The sequence below is a fragment of the Prevotella sp. AM34-19LB genome, assembly GCF_003468525.1.
Taxonomy (GTDB): Bacteria; Bacteroidota; Bacteroidia; order Bacteroidales; family Bacteroidaceae; genus Prevotella.
In genome coordinates this window covers 12,064-28,874 of the sequence record NZ_QSIG01000029.1, presented here as the reverse complement: position 1 = coordinate 28,874, position 16,811 = coordinate 12,064, and the positions used below count along the sequence as shown (strand labels likewise).

The window sequence follows — 16,811 nt, the reverse complement described above, 5'->3', positions numbered from 1 at the left end:
GGACAGCTGCCCGTGGCGAAGAATCCGTGTAGGATAATATCTTCTTCATGCTCTAATCTTCAATGTCTTGTTTACTTTGTGTCTCTTCTCTTGATTGGTCCGGAGTGGTTGCCTCTGTTGAGCTTGATTCCGTGCTTGTTGAGAATGCGGAATACGGAACTTCTGCTTCTGAATCCGCTGGCTCTCCAGATTTCATCAATCGGATGTCCTGCAACATAGAGGTTCACTACAGTCTTCTCTCTGTCGAGCTTCTGCATCTTGCTGGCAGAAACAGGAGGCAGGGACACAATCATCTTCTCCTGCAGCTTGATTACATGCTCTGCTGATTTCCTGAGAGCAAGGACTTCGTCGGGCAGGGAACCCATCATTACCAACACGTCAGATGGCTTGGTTTCCGGAAACAGGATGTTGCTGGAGTCAATCCGGTCGTGGATGCTGATGATGCGAATGACCTTGACCCGGCAGAATTCCAGGAATATTGCCAGTTCACGACTGCCACGCAAGGCGTTGGAAAATTTCGGAATCACCAGTTCATCTCCTCTTTGCAATGCTGCCATCAGTTGTTTCCACAGCGGTCTGTGGCGTTCGTTATCATCACTTTCTTCGATGATTCTTACACAACCGAACTCGTTCATCCATTTGCGGTCTTCTTCCAGTTTGTCATACTGGGATGTAGCCATGATGTAGCCTACTTTTGCCATATCAAAATGTTTTATTGACTGATAACTTGATAGTTATGCGCCTTTTTACGGCAGGATAACACCTGCTCAGGCACGATTTTTCTGCAAAGATACGAATTATATTCAGAAATGGATTCATACTGCCTGGTTTTGTTGGTTCAGCAGACTTGATTTAACCTAATTTATAAATTAGGAGCGCATCTTCAATAATCATACTGCAAAGAGTATGAAACATAAAATAACATAAAGTCTGATTGTAGTGTCGTTAATGTGGAATTTTATCTGTATCTTTGCACGCAAAATTTTCAATTACATGCCAATGGATAATAGGAATACAGTACAGTTGAACAGTTTTGTCGGTTGCCTCGGTAACTCTTCAGCAACAGGTCTCAAAAACCAAATGAAAGAAAGTAAAGCAAGTGAAAGAAAAACAACTCAGCAGAGTTTATTCTTTCACTTGCTTTTTTTTATGTGCCTTACTCATGATTACCTCATGCAGTGGAAGTCGTCAATATGATTTCAAGTCTTCTGAAGATGCGTTGAAACAATACCAGACTTTCTTTCAGACGATAAAAGGGTATTCAGACTCTGATTCTGAGCACCTTGCAGGCTTCATCAACCAGTGGCACGAGTATGGCGACACCGTCTTGAACTACATCAGGAAGGATCCTTCGTTCAATGCGCACAGTGGGCTTTCCATGAAGTATGATCTGATTTCAGACTCCATCCGCACAGAACTTCTGGCGATGACTGGCAACTGCACTTTGAGCGATGTGGCTTATGTGAAGCTCCACACCTCTTTATATAAGGACAACAAGGAACTCGGCTCTTTGAAGGAAAATGCCTTAAAGTTCTTCGCCACCTTGGACAAATCGCCTGCCTATGACCTGGAAGTTCATAGAGCCTTGGCCAACTACTCCAAGTTCCTGCTGAGCACTAAGTCGCATGGCATCAAGTCAAGAAAGGAACTCGTGGCGTTCCTGCATGAAGAAGACCGCCATTTCCGCACGTTCCTCGCCCATATCGACGAATGCTCATCCATCGGAATGACGGAAATCACGAACCATACGGCAGACATCTGCTCTGCCATCTACAAGTCTGCTTCCAGGAACAAGCTCCCTGCTTCTGAGACCCTCGTTCTCATGTCGATGCGAACAGACCGCCGTCTGATTCTCAACGCCCAAGTTTGCCGTGACGCTTTGAAGCGAGGAAAAATCAAAGATGCCATCCAAGCCAATGCCTATCTCTGGATGATATTGCAGCCTTATCTCTCGATGGATGCGCTTGCCATTACCATGCTCACCCCGGAGCAGGCTCAGCTGATGACGGACATCGCCAAGGATTATCCTGCCATCATTACGAGACTTGAAGGCAAGCACCTTGTCAACAAGGAAGTGTCCAACAAGATTCCAGTCCAGCTGATGCGTCTTTACATATCAACCCTCTAATCTTTCATTATCATGTTACAGGAAGCTATCTACAAATTCAAGGCATCCGGCCCCATGCTGTTGCCAGAGCTGATTGACAATTATTGGATTGGCGAGATAAAGGCATATGAAGATTATGCCATTCTTCCCTACGAAGTTCATATCCCACAGCCTATAGACAAGGTGATTGATATGTTCGAAATGAATGCCGACCTTGCCATTCTCTACCATCTGGAGCCATCAGTCCATACGGTGTTCGGACATGAATGCTGCGCCTACTGCTATCCGGTCACCGAAAGGATGTTCAAGATCAACTGCAAGACTTCCGCCGATGGACTCATCCACGAGTTGAATGTGACAATCTACAACTCCATCGAACTCATGTCGGCAGATCTTTTCGAAGACCTCCGTCTGCACGAGCGTCGTGGCACGTTCAAGGCAAAGCGAGAACACGTACAGATCATGAATGATTTCAACTGCGGTCTCTAGATGAACAAACAGACGTATTACCTGATTGCAGACATCATACAAAGATACAGAACATGGATAATAGTTAAAGATACGGAACTGCTGGTAGAGATGAGAATCCTGCAGGATGGGGTGTTGAAGACCCTGTTTTACAAGGGACTCTCGCTCCAGAGTTACAGGGATCATTACTCTTTCAGAAAGAAGCGAACCTGGAAAATCAATGAATACGACTTGAACCAGGGTCTGGCAGCTCTTTGTAAAAAAGATCCAAGCGCCAAGGGTAGAGTAGAGAAGGGCACTCTCACCCGGCGTGATGTCGAATACATTATAGAGAAAGCATCCTTCGGAATCATCAAACTTGAATTAAGCGATTATGAGTACTAAACGAAAAGTATATACATTCTATATAATAGCCATCCTGGTAATGGTGCTTGTTCTGATGCTCTTTGATTTAAACATCATGGCCAAGGCGATTGTCGGACTGATGATAGTCTTCTGCATCTTCGTAATGCGAAGCATTCAGACGGCTTATCAGCTTCCAGATGACATCGACCCTGATACGATGCAGCCGATAGATACAAGTGTTAATACATCGGCAGCCGTTCCAACGGCGAAGTTAGACCACAATTCCAATGTGGATCTCTATCTCCGTCTTCTCATCGAGGCTGATGAAGAACTGGCGAAAGACCCGACAATAGACCAGATGTCGCCCAGTTATAACATCCAGTTAAACAACAGAATTGCCGAGCGACTCGAATCACTCGACAAAGGTAATAACAAGTAAAATAAATGAATATATGATACAGATATTAACCCTCATCCGGCTTGCTTTCCCCTTCCTCCTGCTGACAGCATTCTTCTGTCTTTACAGGAAGGAATATGGATTCATGAAGCGGTTTATGTGGAAGATGACCATGTTTCAGAGCGCAAGAAATCTCTATGCCTACCTGGTCGTGCTGATGCTTATCTTCATCAACTGGTGTTGCCATGTCACGGCTCCCAATCTCTCTGTCGTAGTGTCAACACTCCTGACCCTGGTGCTTCTTAACAGGAAAATCGCAGAAAGCACCTTCCATCTTTTGCATGAGAGGAAAAGACTGTGGTTCGCCACCTTGCTGCTCTCGATGGTTTGCTACGCCTTACCTTATATGAACAGCATGTCCCTATTCCTCTTTACCGTCAGCGTGGCAGCAGTGTTCTATCCATCTGAAAGAGTTCTTCAGCTGAAGAGCCATCCTGAGGTCATCAACAACCCGAAGGATCTGCTTGCGCTGATTATCAAAAATTACTATTAGATGCCACTTACAACTGGCACAATACAATATCCACTTGCTCAACATTCCAAAATCAAAAATGACTCAAATGACTCATCATCACAATCAACAGACACCCGAAGCAGACAGATGCAGAGGTGTTGACCGTTCGTTGCTGGAGTTTCTGAAGCCGAAAGCAGAGGAACGTTACAGCAAGCTGGAAGCCTACTGCGACCTGCTTTCGAAAGCATCCTCAGGAGCCTATCAGTCTCCGGGAACCGATGTAGCCCTACAGCTGTTGCCCGGTCAGTTTGTTGCCACCATTTCCGAACTTGCCCGTCAGTGGCAATGGCAGTGTGCCACGGTTCGCCAGTTTATCTCTGGACTCACCAAACTTGGTCAGCTTTCCGTAGAGCCATACTCCAAGAGCTTCATCTTCTCTGTCAACCTGGAGCAACGTCTCTCTCTTCTTATCGAGAGTCCGGACGACATCCTCGACTTCTGCGCCATGCAGTTCATCCGCTTCATCAAAGGCAGAGCCACCGCCAGGGAAGTAGCCGATTCCTACAGCCGTTATTACGACTTGAAGATGAACATGGCCAAGCAGGAAGGATATGGCGGCATTCCTGCCAGGCGTGTACTCAACCAGCAAGCCCAGGTGTTTGATCACTGGCAGTTTCCATCCTCCGTTATCTCAATCAGGAGAAAGAACTGCCTGAGGAACTTTCAGATTCCGTGAGCCTGCTCTTCGGAAAAGACCATGTCTGGGACTGGCACAAAGTGATCGATTCTCTTGGCATTCTGGCTAAAGCCATCAGTGGCAACACCAAGCCGAGTTATATGGACGAAGTGGCAACCCGATACTCGAAAGCGGAGATAGTACTCCTGGATTGCATCTTCGAGCACTACATCTGCTGCTCCGCTTCCAACTACTATGTGAATCCCCCTCGTCCTCTTACTGAGGCCAGGGAGCCATCCGAAAAGGTAGCGCCTGCGGAATCTTCCGACGATTAAAAACAACAGTCATATTCTCCTTATTCCATGCGAGGCACGTTGATGGCGATCAGCACGCCCGTTAGCACATCGCTGAATGATTTCAAGCAACGTGAGGCAGCGTGCTTGCACGTGCCACTTTTTTTCAGTCTTGGGAAGCCTAATACCCCGACCTACTGAAGTAGTCGGGAGGGCTGACCAGATAAACAGCAAGCTGGGTCAGATTTCCTGGTGTTGCCAAGACTGAAAAAGGCTCCTGGAGTAAGGACTATAGCAAAGAAAACGATATGGGAACATCATCAAAACAGGTCATGGACATCAAGGTTACCAAAGGTCTTGCTTCGGTAGGCAACGAGGAGTTGAGAGACTGGACGGAGAAGGGATGGAACCAGGCCATGCGTGAAGGCAACTACGACCGTAGCCGTGAGCATCTTAACTTCGAGATCCGTCCAGGTGGCATTGTCGCCCCGATAGACAAGAGCCGTCCACTTACCAGACGCATGGCAGAAAATCTCGCCTCACGTGGCATCAAAGACCCCAACGAAGGACTGGCAGAACCACGTTTCCGAACCGTGGTGAATTTCATCTTCGGCGGTTCAACGGAACGTATGCGAGAGCTTGCCTTTGGTAATCAAGAGGTAGATTTTGAAAGCAAGGGTGGCAACGAGCATATCCGGCGAATGCCAGAAATAGAAAAGTGGGCACAGGACATCTTCCGCTTTGTGGCAGATAAATATGGAGAGGAAAACATCGTCTCCTTCATCGTCCACTGCGATGAGAAAAATCCGCACGTCCACTGTGCGCTTCTGCCGATAGACAAGGATAAGAGGTTCGCCTTCAAGAAGATCTTCCATGGTCAGAACCGCATAGATTACAAGAACTATCTTCTTGCCCTGCACGATGAACTGGCCAAGGTCAATGAGAAATGGGGACTCACGAGAGGGGTGTCGATATCAGAGACAGGAGCACGTCACCGTTCAACGGAAGAGTATCGACGATGGCTTGCCAACGAGTGCGTGACGCTCGAAGCCCAGATGCTGAACACCCGGAAAGCCCTCGAAGATCTGAACGTGGAACTCTCCATCGCCCAGAAGAAGCAGAAATCCTTTACCTCTATGATAGAGAATCTGAAGGCTGAAATCGACCGCCTCGAAGCTGAACTCAAACCGCTGAGAACCTTGCAAGCCAACAGCGACAGCATCAGTGCCGACATCGCTCGTAAGATTCAGAGCCTTGAACAGCAGAAGGCTTTGGTGGAAGATAAACTGGCAGACAAGGAGAAGAAACTTTCAGAGACCAACCAGTTGCTTGACACCCTCCGCAAGGACAAAGAAGAGATTGAGAAGCAGGCGAGTGAACTGGAAGACAAAGCCAATCAGTCTGAACTTTCCTGGGCTCACAACATGAGCTACCATCTCAACGGAGTGATGCTCGACACCATGGCACATGAGTTTGCTATTCGCTTCCCGAATCTCCCTGACAGCGTGAAACTCGACTTCGACGGCACGCTTCTCTGCCAGTTGGCAGAAGACGGAAACCATGTTGTCAAGGTAGCCTTAAACCTCGTGTGCGGTTTCGTGGATGATGCAACGACCATCGCTCAGACGCATGGAGGTGGAGGCGGCAGCCCTGGCTCAGGATGGGGCAAACGACCGGATGAAGACGATAGGGAGTGGGCAAGAAGATGCCTGGCAATGGCACGAAAGATGTGCGCTCCGTCCGTCGGAAGAAGAAAGAAGATGTAACACTATGCTCATTTGTTTACGCAAGTAATCAATCATCAAAGACAACAACATGAGAAAGAAAATATTATCAATAACAATGATGTGCCTGGCTGCAATGACAGCTTCGGCACAAACTGCCGGACAGGGTTCTGACAGTCTTTATATCCAGAAATTATACAGTCAGGAGCAGATGCTCATGCCTGTTAATCCTACATATCTCAAGCATGTAAGCGAAGCAGCCAACTGGGGTAGAAATTGGTTTATAGAAGCAAAGGGCGGGGCTTCAGCTTTTCTTGGGACGCCCATTGGTTGCGGTGACGTGTTCGACCGTGTCACTCCTCTCTTGCAGATAGGAGTCGGCAAATGGTTCACGCCCGCAATCGGTGGACGAATAGGATTTCAGGGACTCAGCTTCAAGAATGCAGAGTTCCATACGATGAAGTATCAGTTTGTCCATGCAGACTTTCTGTACAACATCACCTCTGGCATCCGTCAGAACGAAAGCGGAATCCCTCTTTGGGATGTGATTCCCTTCGTAGGTGTCGGCATGATTCATAATTCCGACTGGATCAACAACTGTACCTGTCAGGGCGGTTCAAGTGGCAGTCATCCGTTTGCCTTCACCTATGGCGTGGAAGCCCGTTACCGCATCAGCGACCGAGTTCATCTCGTAGGAGAGGTGAGTGGAATGCTGACCGCCAGGAACTTTGACGGCATCGGAACTTCAACCAGGTTTGGCGACAACATGATTTCCGTTTTAGCCGGTCTGTCCTTCACGATAGGCAAGACGGGGTGGAAGCGAGTAGTGGATGCAACTCCTTACATCGAGCAGAATCTCGCCCTTCAGGACCACATAGCCTACATGAGGGATAGGAATGCTCATCTGGAAAAGCGACTCGCAGGAAATGATGATGGCAAAACCGTCTATCCGAAAAACAGCTACAGCGGTCTCAATTCCCTCCGTGCCCGACTTTCGATGAATGGCAACAGTAATCAGGGTGCAATGGGCAGCGGTGATGGCAACATGGCAGGTAATGCTGATGGTTATCGCTCAGATTCCCTTTCATCTTCTGACCACCTGAAAGTAAGCATCGGTGTTCCGGTGTATTTCTTCTTCAAGCTCAACACTGATAAATTGGTTGACAAGTCACAGCTTGTGAACCTCGACGACATTGCGAAGATGGCCAAGCAGGAAAATCTGAAGATTAAAATATCCGGTGCAGCCGATAGTGCTACAGGTACTCAGTCCGGCAACCAGGATTTGGGTAAGCGACGTGCCAAGTTCATAGCCAAGGCACTCATCAAGCGAGGTGTAGATAAGAGCCAGATTAAAGCCTACAACTTAGGCGGTATAGACAAATATGCGGCGAATGAGGCAAACCGTTTCACAACCGTTGTCTTGCTGAAATAGGCTGAAACGTGTATTCATGAATACGTGAATACATGTACACATATATACATAATATATACTGAATGTAGCTTTTGAGTAAAAGCACTAAAATTCTTCTCTCATACACCATGGGGAGTTTGCTCGAGATGAGTAAACTCCCTAATTTTGTTTTAGGAAGATACTGAATTGTACTGGATGGCAGTTATTTATTCTTGGGTATCATTTGAGTATCATCTTCAGTATCATCTTGGGTATCTTGGGTATCTTGGGTGCCACTTTGGGTGCCACTTTGAGTGCCATTACATCTTTTCTCTTTACCTCACCTTTACCTCACTTTATCTCATCTTAACCTCACTTTATCTCATCTTAACCTCACTTTATCTCATCTTAACCTCACTTTACAAGTGACACCTCTCCTTACCAAAATAAAATCTCATGAAATTATAATTTTTCATAAAAAGAACATTATATGATACTTTTCCTTGTTTAATCCAAAAACATTTCTTATCTTTGCACAAAAAGTACAATATAATGCACTACTTGATATGAAAATTCAAGAAGTAATGAAATTGCAGCGTAAGGCCTTGGGAATTACCCAGCAAGACCTTGCTGACATGTCTGAGATAGCCATTTCTACCATCAAGCAAATAGAGAGCGGTAAAGGAAACCCTTCTCTATCGACGGTTGAAAAAATCATGGATATCCTTGGCATGGAGGTTAAATATGAGATTCGTCAAACAGTTTAAATAAAGTAAGTTATGAGAAAAGCTATCGTTTATTGCCACGACACAGAAGCAGGACTCTTAGAGGAGTCAACTCCTGGCAGAGGTTATACCTTCACATACGACAAGCAGTATATGATGGATAGGACCCATGATCCTGTCTCACTTACCATGCCTTTCAGGGAAGAGCCTTATCAGTCTGATTATCTATTCCCGGTTTTTACCAATATGCTTCCAGAAGGAGCAAACAGAAAGATAGTCTGCAGAAGTTGGCGCTTGGATGAGAAGGATTTCTTTGGACTTCTTCTGAAGATAGCAACCCATGATACGATAGGAGCAATAACTGTAAAAGAAGTAGAATCATGAAAGAATTCAATCATTGCCCATCCACCCTTGCAGATGGGTTTTCCACTTACTCTCCTACAGCTTGCAAAAAACTGTTTGATGGTCAGAAAGTGTCGCATTTGCTTGATTTTGAAATAGATGAAATCAGTAAGACATCAGAGACTATGATTGCCATGAGACGTATCTCCGTATCTGGAGCTCAGGAGAAATTTCCTGCAGTGATAGAGAATGGAATCATCAGAATCTCGCAGACGGATGAACGCTCTCGCTATATCCTGAAGCCGGCACCTTGGGACAACACACTCTATACCAGGAAGCAGATTCCTGCTAACGAGCATCTTACCATGCAGATAGCTTCACAGGTATATGGTATCATTACAGCAGAAAACGGCCTTTGCTTTACCCCTCATGGCGATATGGTATATATCACTAAGCGGTTTGATATAGCCAAGGACGGAAGCAAATTCCTCATGGAGGATTTCGCTTCTCTGGTTGGTAAGAATGAAGCTGAGCAAGGTACTTATTTCAAATATGATGGATGCTTCGAGGATATTGCCTATGCAATAAAACGATATATTCCTGCCTGGATGATAGCCATGGAACGTTTCTTTAAGTTGGTTGTATTCAATTACATCTACGGTAATGGAGATGACCATCTGAAAAACTTCTCTATCATGAGAATTGGCGAGCATTACCAGCTTGCTCCCGCCTATGACCTGATGAACACCTGTCTCCATATCGAGGGCGATGACTTGGGCTTGAATGGTGGTCTTTCTCTGACTCTGGAGAAAAGTGATGTGTATGAGCGAACAGGACATCCATGCCGTCTGGACTTTGAGAGATTTGGCGAGCTTATCGGTCTGAAGAAGAAGCGTATAGAAAAGATTCTTGACTCTTTTTCTGTCTTGCCTGACGAAGTAGAGCGTTTGACCAACAATTCTTTTTTGAATGACAAGATGAAACGTACCTATTTACGAATAGTCAAAGAACGAATTCAGAGATTCAATCGTAAATCAGAATGAGAAATATTTTGGTTAGGAGAAGTGTCTATCCATGGACAATCTCCCCTGAGCCAAGAAAAGATTTAGGAAGCCCTACAGAGAATTACGTCCGCACTGCGGACGCTATTGAGTCAAGATCATTATATGTTGGTCATATCTGTCTAAAACGTGTTATTGGGTGACATCTTGGGTGACATTTGAGGGACATTTATCTCTGACAGTTGTATTTTTCTGTTTGCAGATTTTGTTTTAAAAATGAAACTGCAAACGGAACTGCAAACAGAATTGCAAGCGATATTGATTGGGTTGTTTTTTTTATTCGTTTGTGTTTCAGATTGTTAGCGTAATTCTTGTCTGTTTTCAAAACCGTTTTCATTAAGCAATTTCTTAATTGAAACCTTGGGTGACATCTTGAGGGACATCTTGGGGGACATTGAGTGACATTTTTATAGATTCGGTAGGAGGGCACTCGTTTTTATTGCTGTTCTTACAATACTGCTTAAAAGTAATTCCCCATATTTATTGCATCAAAAAAGACAGCCAACAAAGTGACTGTCTTTTTTTGAATGGGATGAATTATCGTCCTCGATGGTAATGTTGCTCTTCTTCCTGAGCAACAACCTCTTCTTTTTCCATTTGCTTGGCAACTTCCTTTACGTCGTCTGTTGCATCCTCTGGGAGACCGTAGCGGATGATGTTATCCTTGATTTCCTCTGCGCTTACCTTGCGCATCACATCGTATGTGCCTCCAACAGTCGGATTATATACCACAGCATAATGCTCATCCTCAACAAGGAGGTCATCGCCACGGTATTTAGTTGGTGAGAGATTGATTTTGGAGAGGTCAGGAGCATCACCCTGGTCGTATTCCTTAGCCTCAGTAAGGAGTGCATCGTAGTTGCCGTCATTTTTGAACTTGTCGAGACGGTCTGTAGCATCGGTAGTCTGGAGATACGCCACTGATGCGTAATACATCATTGGAGCTTTCTCCTGCTTCTGCTCAGCCTCTTGACTTTGTTCCTGGTCTATTTTCTGCTGCATGGCATCGATATGCTGGTTGATCATGTGAGAAGCCTTCTTCACATCGGTAAGCGTAGTCTTGATGAACTCAGGCGATTCTTTCAAACTGTCCAACCAGTTTTTCAGATAACTGGCACTGTCTTCCTTCAAGTGCTTGGTCATACCGAAACGCTGGGCCACCAGAGCGGCACTCAGTTCAGCAACAAGTTCCTCACGGGCATATTCTGCGCTTCCGAAAGATGCAGGTTTCAATCTGCCCAAATGGTTCTCTGCCCCCGTAGAGTGAGCCATCTCATGTCCGAGATTGGTGTAGTAGGACTCTCCATCCTTGAACTGGCGTTTCTCAGGAATGACAATCTCATTCTTCGAAATGCTGTAGTAGGCATTGTCGCCATAGACAGGCTTGATAGGACAGATCCATCCGTTTTCCTTGATCATCTTATCCATGGCAGGGAAAGAGAAGTCATCACCCTGATTCAAAGGTCTGTTTACTCCTGCAGCTGCCTCCAGCTTCTTATAGAGTTCCGGACGAGCCTCCTGCAAGTTGGTCTGCGCCACATTAAACACATTGTAAACCTGCAATTTAGGATATACGTTATACTCCTTGCGTCGCTCCTCGGACATCAGGCGGTAGTCATCGTATTTGATTTTCTCTCTTGTCTCCTTGTTCACAACGGTGAAAGTCGTGATGAAAACAGGGAAACTCTTCTCGCCTTTGAGGATTGTCACCTGGGGCAAAGCTTCACCATTGTTGTCCTTAACCTGCTGTCTTTTTCCTTGCTTGTCCTTATTGAAGTTCAGACCGGCCACTCTGTCGAAGGTGCAGAACACAGGCAACTTATAACCCTGCTTCTCACAGTGCATGATGAGCATCAGGGCGTTCATACCATTGTATTCACGTCCTGACAGGTTCTTTGGCCATGTCAGGGAGCCTTCAGTGAACCAAGGCTTCTTCCAGTCGTTCTGCAAAGTGTTGATCTTCTCAATCATCATCTCGGCGAACTTGTCCAAAGCCCGGTCTTCACTGCTACGGCCATCAGTATTATATTTCTTGTAATCAGCCATAATCATTCATTATTGGTTGGTGGATACAGCTTTTTTCTCCCATGGAGTAAGCTCGGTGATACGACAAGTAAGGTCAAGGCGGTCGTTGTAGGCTCCCACCTGCAAATCACCCTTGGCATTGATGCCTGCCTTTGCCTGTACCCAGTCTGCCTTTGTGGTGTCGAACTGCATGAAACGAATCCAGGTGTAGGCATAGTTGTCACCGTCTTTCTCGCTGCTGTAGGCAGAGAATAGGGTATAAGGCTTGCCCTTCTTGTCAGTCTTCACCTCAACCTGCTTACCGATAGTTCCTCTGAACTCGATGGTGCCGGTGATTGCGTCCTGGGTTCCAGCATTGAATGTATTCACTCCCGAAGCCGAGAGATTGAGGTAAAGCGCATCGCCTTTCTTATGGAATTGAAGAACTCCTGCCACCTCGATACGGGAACCTAATGGATAGTTGACCAGTTCTGCCTGGTTGTCACCATCCTTGGCTACGCTGATTTCTACAGTCTTATTGATACCGGTCTTGGCTTGAACAACTACGCTGATTCCAAAAGAGATAAACTGCTTACCTTCCTTGTTGGCACGCATCTGTGCCTGGCGGCACACCGTGCCGCATACGGTTACGTTACATTTAATCATAATAAACTTGGCTTATTGTTTTACTTCATTATTTGATTTGAACAGATTCCTGTCTGTCCTGCTGATTGTCAACGCCTTTCTGATAGTTCTGTGACATCTGCTGAGATACTGTCGCTGCCTGGATGATAGAGGCAACACCTCTTCGCTTGTCATCATTGCTCAAATCGGCATTGCTGAGCGTCTGCTGGAGCTTCGTCATTTCTGCCTGGGTCATTTCTCTTGTAAACTGAATGGTTCCGTTATCTACATGGAGATAAGGCTTACCATCCTGAATGTTCACGGAACAGGCTTTATAAGAGGGAAGGAGCGAGGAGAGGTCGATGCTCTTGCTGACAACCGAGTCGGTCACAGTCTGCATTTTCTCTTCTTCGCTCTTGTTGTCTATCTGCAGGGCAAGTGCCATGAGAGAGGTGAACATGGTCATAGCCATCTCAATGACAGGGTCATCGCCTGGCATTTTCACTCCGCTGTCCTCAGATGACAGAAGCTTCTTCATCCAGTCTTCTGGACTTTGTGCCGTGTCAGTCACTTCGCCTTGTGAGACAGGATTGCTAACCTTGTACTGAGCGGTGATGTCCTTGCCGTTGTGGAGAGTCTGCAACTGGATGTTTCCCTTTTGAGAGATTTCTGCAAGATATGCCGCTGGGTCTATATTCCGTGCCTTGCCATCCGCAGAGATGCTTTTCACCCCAAAATGCAGATGCTCACCAGTGGTTTTGGTTCCCGTATTGCCAGTCACGCCTAATCGCTGACCGGCATTTACATTATCGCCAGTCTTGACGGCAATGCTGCTCAGGTGCATGTAGGTACATTGATACTTGCTGCCGTCATTTCTGTTGTATTCTACAGTGACTGACAGACCACCTGCAGTATTCGGATTGTTGTTGACCTGAGTGACCTTGCCCTTGTCTTCCGTTGCCAGTACATTGTCATGCTTGGCTTGAATGTCGATGCCCTTGTGCATTTGCGTGTTGGCCGGATTGAGCGGATCTTTTCTCATGCCGAAAGGTGAGGTGACGAGCATAAACTCGTTTCTCTTCAAGGGATAGGAATACTTTTCGCTCTCAGTAGGCTTTGAAACACTCGTTTTCTGGCTGCTTTGTTCTCCTTGCTGACGAGGATTGGCTTCGGTACCGAAGGATTTGCCTTGCGATTTCATCTCCTTCATGACCATCTGGTCATACTTCTGCAGGTTGTTCTTCTCGATGATGCTTTGAAGACTTGAAGCGTACTTCTTGTTGGAGGCATAGCCGGAGTTCTGAAGTCCGTTTGTCCATCCCTTGTAGTCATCGGGGGATAGCTTGAAGAGTGAGCTGTATCTCTTGTTTCCCTTCAGAAACTGGGAATGATGCTCATATGAGTCGCCAACAGAAGCGTATTGACAGAACTTCTCGTTGGGACGGTCATCGGTATATACGAGGTACTTGCCTCCGTTCTGAACCCAACCGGAAGTTGCCTTGATGCCGAAATGATTGTTTCCCTTTCGGGACAACTCGCTCTGTCCGCTTGCACTCTCGCAGATACCTTGTGCAAGGGTAACAGAAGCAGGTATGCCATATCGGCGCATCTGCTCCATGGCATACTCTGCATATTGTTCTACATATTCTTGATTCCTTGACATGATGATTACATGTTATCTGTGTATTCCTGATGAATTGTTCTGTTCCTGCTGAGGACTCTCTATCTTGGAGGGAGAAATTTCCTCTGTGGCACGTTTGGGGGCTTCCAACTGGTCGCAGATGGCAACCCGTTCTCCAGCACGGATGAGTTTCGGCAGATAGGTGTCGAGAGCGTGGTATGGGAACCCAGCCATGGCCAGAGGCTTGCCGTCTGCATCCTTGGTATGGGAACTCTTGGTAAGCGTGATGCCCAGGATTTTTGAAGCTTTCTCGGCATCTTGACAATAGGTCTCGTAGAAATCTCCACAACGGAAAAGTAACACTGCATCAGGATGTTTGCCTTTTAGCTCGTAGAATTGCTTTAACATCGGAGTCATTGCTACAACGGCAGCCTTTGTCTCTGCCTTAGTCTTCTCTTCCTTTGCCTTTTCTTCCTTCTGCTTCTGCTCTTTCTTTTCTGGAGTTTCCTCTTTCTGTTCCTCCGTAGCCTTGTCTTCCTCTTGCTGAGCGGTGTTCTGCTTTACCTCATTGCTCTGAGCTTCCTGCTCCGTTTTTTCTGTGCCTACAGCTACCGCATCGGTCCGGTCTTTGCGCAGTACATCGGCAAAAAGACTGGCAGCAAGGTGTTTTTTGTAGTCCTGCATGTTCTCGGCGAGCCACATACGTTGCCACTGGGATGGTGAGATCTCACGAGGTTTGAGCTTTTCTCCATTCACAGTAGGCATACAGAGGATGACACTCGGCTGATTGTCCGTCTCTTTGGTCTTGAAGATGTTGACACGTTGAATTTTGTCCACCTCTTCGGCAGGAACGTTGCTCTTGAAGAGGTCAACCTTCATTTCCGGCTTATTGGAAGCTTCCATGTAGTATTTCTGTGCCATGTCCTGACGCATAGTGTCTGAAAGCTCCTCGTCGCCTTGCTTTACTGTGGTGAAGAACAGGTTTACATCGGCCTTGTCTGGATATACGCTGAAAGCCTTTTCATTCTCAGGCTTCAGATAGAGTGCCCACTTTCCTTCATCGTCACGCAGCATCAGAATCTTGTCGAAGTCCACGGCTCCTGAGCGTTTCACAGCATCTGAAACATCGAGCAGGGTGATGGTCTCCAGGCTCCAGTTGTTGAGTCTGGCAACAGAGACTGCCTTGCCGTCAAAGAAACTGTCATCAGGACGGTAGCCCATAGAACCATCAACATTGTAGAAGGTGACGGTTTCATAGCCTTCCTTCTGTAGGGCATGTTCTATACGTCCTTTCTTCATGCCAGGGATGTCGTTATCCATACCTAAGGATGCACCTTCCGGAAGGACTACGTCAGCCATCTTACCCTCTGCGTCCTTTACGAGGACAAACTCCTTGGTGGACTTGTTGGGAAGGGTCTTGATCTCGTCAGCCACATAGTAGTGCTTTGGAAGGATGCTCTTGATGGCATCTGCCTGGTTTCTGGCAGTCTTGCTGTTCAATTCAACCTTTTCGCCACGTTCTGCCTTGTGGAGCATATCCACGGCATTGTTGACATCCCTCTCCAGTATATCAATAAGACAAGGGTTCTCTTTCAGTTCTCTTGACCAATAATCGGTCATAGCCATGCTTTCCGGGGAGAGCTTGGCTGAGATTCCCAATTCCTGGAGCTTTACGGCTGTGGCAACCTCTGTGACCAGACGCTCCTGCTTCATGGCATCCTCTGCAGAGACCTTTCCGTTCTTCGTTACCATACCTTCACGAGCCAGTCGCTGCCCATGGCCAGTGGCTGTAACAAGTAGCGATACTGCATCACGGGCATAATCCTCATAGTGTTCGTAGGAAGATGCTTTTGGCAGGAAGACAATGTCTTTCTTGCTGTCGTAATGTGCTACACCGGTAGAGTCACTGCGGATTTCGACCATGTTCTCACGTGCTTTTTCCAGAAGCTTTTCTACACCTAGGCGAATGGCTGTGGAGGCTGACTCTACATCCTTTCGGTCGTTCAACCTGCCATATTCCTGGACTGTTGCTTCAAAGGCGCTCTTGTCAACCATGGGTAGGGTAGTCTGCTCAATATTGAACAAGGCTCTTACTTCACGGCTTCTGATGCCTTTGTAGTCAGCTTGCTTGTCTGAAGGGAGAACCTGGTAGTCTGCACGGCTGATTTTGTCCTCAGGGTTGTGCTTGTTGACATACTCGTTCCAGTTGTACCAGAGGAACGGTACTCCTTTCTCTTTTGATTGAACAGACTCGCCACGTTTCTTCGCTTCCGAAAAAAGCGTATATTGGTTGGTCTTGTAGCCGTTTTGAGCGGCGTGCATTCCTAAGATGATGGCATTGAAGGCTGATACCTGCAGATGCTTCTGGTAGAGTCCAGGAGCCTTTCGACCGTTGTTGTCCAGCCAAATACCATTATCTTCCTTGGCTTTTCCGAACGCTTTGGTGAACAGTTCCACCTGACGTTCAGCAGCCATCTTTTCTTGCTGATTCTTTTCTGTCATGGATATGATGTTTTTGTG

17 protein-coding genes are annotated in these 16,811 nt (G+C 46.6%); 12 read left to right on the top strand and 5 right to left on the bottom strand.

The annotated features are described in order from the left end of the window. Window positions 1–71 precede the first annotated feature (71 nt). Window positions 72–701 carry a recombinase family protein gene (locus tag DW830_RS10085; RefSeq protein ID WP_119249799.1) on the bottom strand — a complete coding sequence of 210 codons (630 nt, stop codon included), beginning with the start codon at window positions 699–701 and terminating at the stop codon, window positions 72–74. Window positions 702–1,162: 461 nt separating this feature from the next. On the opposite strand from DW830_RS10085, the gene DW830_RS10080 reads away from it, so the two are divergent. The 12 genes from DW830_RS10080 (at window position 1,163) to DW830_RS10025 (ending at window position 10,024) form a co-directional block, all read left to right on the top strand. After that, on the top strand, window positions 1,163–2,128 hold the full coding sequence (locus tag DW830_RS10080) for a hypothetical protein (protein ID WP_119249798.1): 966 nt from the start codon (window positions 1,163–1,165) through the stop codon (window positions 2,126–2,128). 12 nt (window positions 2,129–2,140) lie between these two features. Beyond that, window positions 2,141–2,596 (top strand): hypothetical protein, encoded by a 456-nt coding sequence (locus tag DW830_RS10075; protein WP_118313279.1) that lies wholly within the window; start codon window positions 2,141–2,143, stop codon window positions 2,594–2,596. Further along, window positions 2,597–2,959 carry a hypothetical protein gene (locus DW830_RS10070; protein ID WP_119249797.1) on the top strand — a complete coding sequence of 121 codons (363 nt, stop codon included), beginning with the start codon at window positions 2,597–2,599 and terminating at the stop codon, window positions 2,957–2,959. Next, window positions 2,949–3,359 (top strand): hypothetical protein, encoded by a 411-nt coding sequence (locus DW830_RS10065; protein WP_119249796.1) that lies wholly within the window; start codon window positions 2,949–2,951, stop codon window positions 3,357–3,359. The genes DW830_RS10070 and DW830_RS10065 overlap by 11 nt, the downstream gene beginning before the upstream one ends. A gap of 13 nt (window positions 3,360–3,372) precedes the next feature. Beyond that, a complete protein-coding gene (locus DW830_RS10060) occupies window positions 3,373–3,870 on the top strand; it encodes a hypothetical protein (RefSeq protein WP_119249795.1) in 498 nt (165 codons plus the stop codon). A gap of 58 nt (window positions 3,871–3,928) precedes the next feature. Further along, window positions 3,929–4,567 (top strand): hypothetical protein, encoded by a 639-nt coding sequence (locus DW830_RS10055; RefSeq protein ID WP_147487248.1) that lies wholly within the window; start codon window positions 3,929–3,931, stop codon window positions 4,565–4,567. Further along, window positions 4,564–4,842, top strand: coding sequence for a hypothetical protein (locus DW830_RS10050; RefSeq protein ID WP_119249793.1), 279 nt, complete (start codon window positions 4,564–4,566; stop codon window positions 4,840–4,842). Before DW830_RS10055 ends, DW830_RS10050 begins: the two co-directional genes overlap by 4 nt. Window positions 4,843–5,108: 266 nt before the next feature. After that, a complete protein-coding gene (mobV, locus tag DW830_RS10045) occupies window positions 5,109–6,566 on the top strand; it encodes a MobV family relaxase (protein ID WP_119249792.1) in 1,458 nt (485 codons plus the stop codon). Window positions 6,567–6,615: 49 nt separating this feature from the next. Then, on the top strand, window positions 6,616–7,956 hold the full coding sequence (locus DW830_RS10040; protein ID WP_119249791.1) for an OmpA family protein: 1,341 nt from the start codon (window positions 6,616–6,618) through the stop codon (window positions 7,954–7,956). 524 nt (window positions 7,957–8,480) lie between these two features. Continuing rightward, window positions 8,481–8,681 (top strand): helix-turn-helix domain-containing protein, encoded by a 201-nt coding sequence (locus DW830_RS16580; RefSeq protein WP_233544477.1) that lies wholly within the window; start codon window positions 8,481–8,483, stop codon window positions 8,679–8,681. Window positions 8,682–8,693: 12 nt separating this feature from the next. Further along, complete coding sequence (locus tag DW830_RS10030; protein WP_118119249.1) at window positions 8,694–9,023, top strand: HipA N-terminal domain-containing protein; 330 nt, start codon at window positions 8,694–8,696, stop codon at window positions 9,021–9,023. Then, window positions 9,020–10,024, top strand: a complete 1,005-nt coding sequence (locus DW830_RS10025) for a type II toxin-antitoxin system HipA family toxin (RefSeq protein ID WP_119249790.1) — start codon at window positions 9,020–9,022, stop codon at window positions 10,022–10,024. The genes DW830_RS10030 and DW830_RS10025 overlap by 4 nt, the downstream gene beginning before the upstream one ends. A gap of 555 nt (window positions 10,025–10,579) precedes the next feature. Here DW830_RS10025 and DW830_RS10020 read toward each other — a convergent pair. Genes DW830_RS10020 through DW830_RS10005 form a run of 4 tightly spaced genes read right to left on the bottom strand, consistent with a single transcriptional unit; the run spans window position 10,580 to window position 16,793 of the window. Then, the gene (locus DW830_RS10020) at window positions 10,580–12,088 is read right to left on the bottom strand and encodes a zincin-like metallopeptidase domain-containing protein (RefSeq protein WP_199656109.1); all 1,509 of its coding nucleotides are present in this window, start codon (window positions 12,086–12,088) and stop codon (window positions 10,580–10,582) included. 9 nt (window positions 12,089–12,097) lie between these two features. Further along, on the bottom strand, window positions 12,098–12,712 hold the full coding sequence (locus DW830_RS10015) for a hypothetical protein (protein ID WP_119249788.1): 615 nt from the start codon (window positions 12,710–12,712) through the stop codon (window positions 12,098–12,100). 28 nt (window positions 12,713–12,740) lie between these two features. Further along, entirely contained in the window at window positions 12,741–14,333 is a 1,593-nt protein-coding gene (locus DW830_RS10010) for a glucosaminidase domain-containing protein (RefSeq protein WP_119249787.1), read from the bottom strand. A gap of 12 nt (window positions 14,334–14,345) precedes the next feature. Next, window positions 14,346–16,793, bottom strand: a complete 2,448-nt coding sequence (locus DW830_RS10005) for a zincin-like metallopeptidase domain-containing protein (protein ID WP_119249786.1) — start codon at window positions 16,791–16,793, stop codon at window positions 14,346–14,348. Between the last annotated feature and the right edge of the window lie 18 nt (window positions 16,794–16,811).

Excerpts from the sequence above, each read along its gene's own strand:
- DW830_RS10085 (WP_119249799.1), bottom strand. The coding sequence starts at position 701 with ATGGCAAAAGTAGGCTACATCATGGCTACATCCCAGTATGACAAACTG.
- DW830_RS10080 (WP_119249798.1), top strand. The coding sequence starts at position 1,163 with ATGATTACCTCATGCAGTGGAAGTCGTCAATATGATTTCAAGTCTTCT.
- DW830_RS10075 (WP_118313279.1), top strand. The coding sequence starts at position 2,141 with ATGTTACAGGAAGCTATCTACAAATTCAAGGCATCCGGCCCCATGCTG.
- DW830_RS10070 (WP_119249797.1), top strand. The coding sequence starts at position 2,597 with ATGAACAAACAGACGTATTACCTGATTGCAGACATCATACAAAGATAC.
- DW830_RS10065 (WP_119249796.1), top strand. The coding sequence starts at position 2,949 with ATGAGTACTAAACGAAAAGTATATACATTCTATATAATAGCCATCCTG.
- DW830_RS10060 (WP_119249795.1), top strand. The coding sequence starts at position 3,373 with ATGATACAGATATTAACCCTCATCCGGCTTGCTTTCCCCTTCCTCCTG.
- DW830_RS10055 (WP_147487248.1), top strand. The coding sequence starts at position 3,929 with ATGACTCAAATGACTCATCATCACAATCAACAGACACCCGAAGCAGAC.
- mobV (WP_119249792.1), top strand. The coding sequence starts at position 5,109 with ATGGGAACATCATCAAAACAGGTCATGGACATCAAGGTTACCAAAGGT.
- DW830_RS10040 (WP_119249791.1), top strand. The coding sequence starts at position 6,616 with ATGAGAAAGAAAATATTATCAATAACAATGATGTGCCTGGCTGCAATG.
- DW830_RS16580 (WP_233544477.1), top strand. The coding sequence starts at position 8,481 with ATGAAAATTCAAGAAGTAATGAAATTGCAGCGTAAGGCCTTGGGAATT.
- DW830_RS10030 (WP_118119249.1), top strand. The coding sequence starts at position 8,694 with ATGAGAAAAGCTATCGTTTATTGCCACGACACAGAAGCAGGACTCTTA.
- DW830_RS10025 (WP_119249790.1), top strand. The coding sequence starts at position 9,020 with ATGAAAGAATTCAATCATTGCCCATCCACCCTTGCAGATGGGTTTTCC.
- DW830_RS10020 (WP_199656109.1), bottom strand. The coding sequence starts at position 12,088 with ATGGCTGATTACAAGAAATATAATACTGATGGCCGTAGCAGTGAAGAC.
- DW830_RS10015 (WP_119249788.1), bottom strand. The coding sequence starts at position 12,712 with ATGATTAAATGTAACGTAACCGTATGCGGCACGGTGTGCCGCCAGGCA.
- DW830_RS10010 (WP_119249787.1), bottom strand. The coding sequence starts at position 14,333 with ATGTCAAGGAATCAAGAATATGTAGAACAATATGCAGAGTATGCCATG.
- DW830_RS10005 (WP_119249786.1), bottom strand. The coding sequence starts at position 16,793 with ATGACAGAAAAGAATCAGCAAGAAAAGATGGCTGCTGAACGTCAGGTG.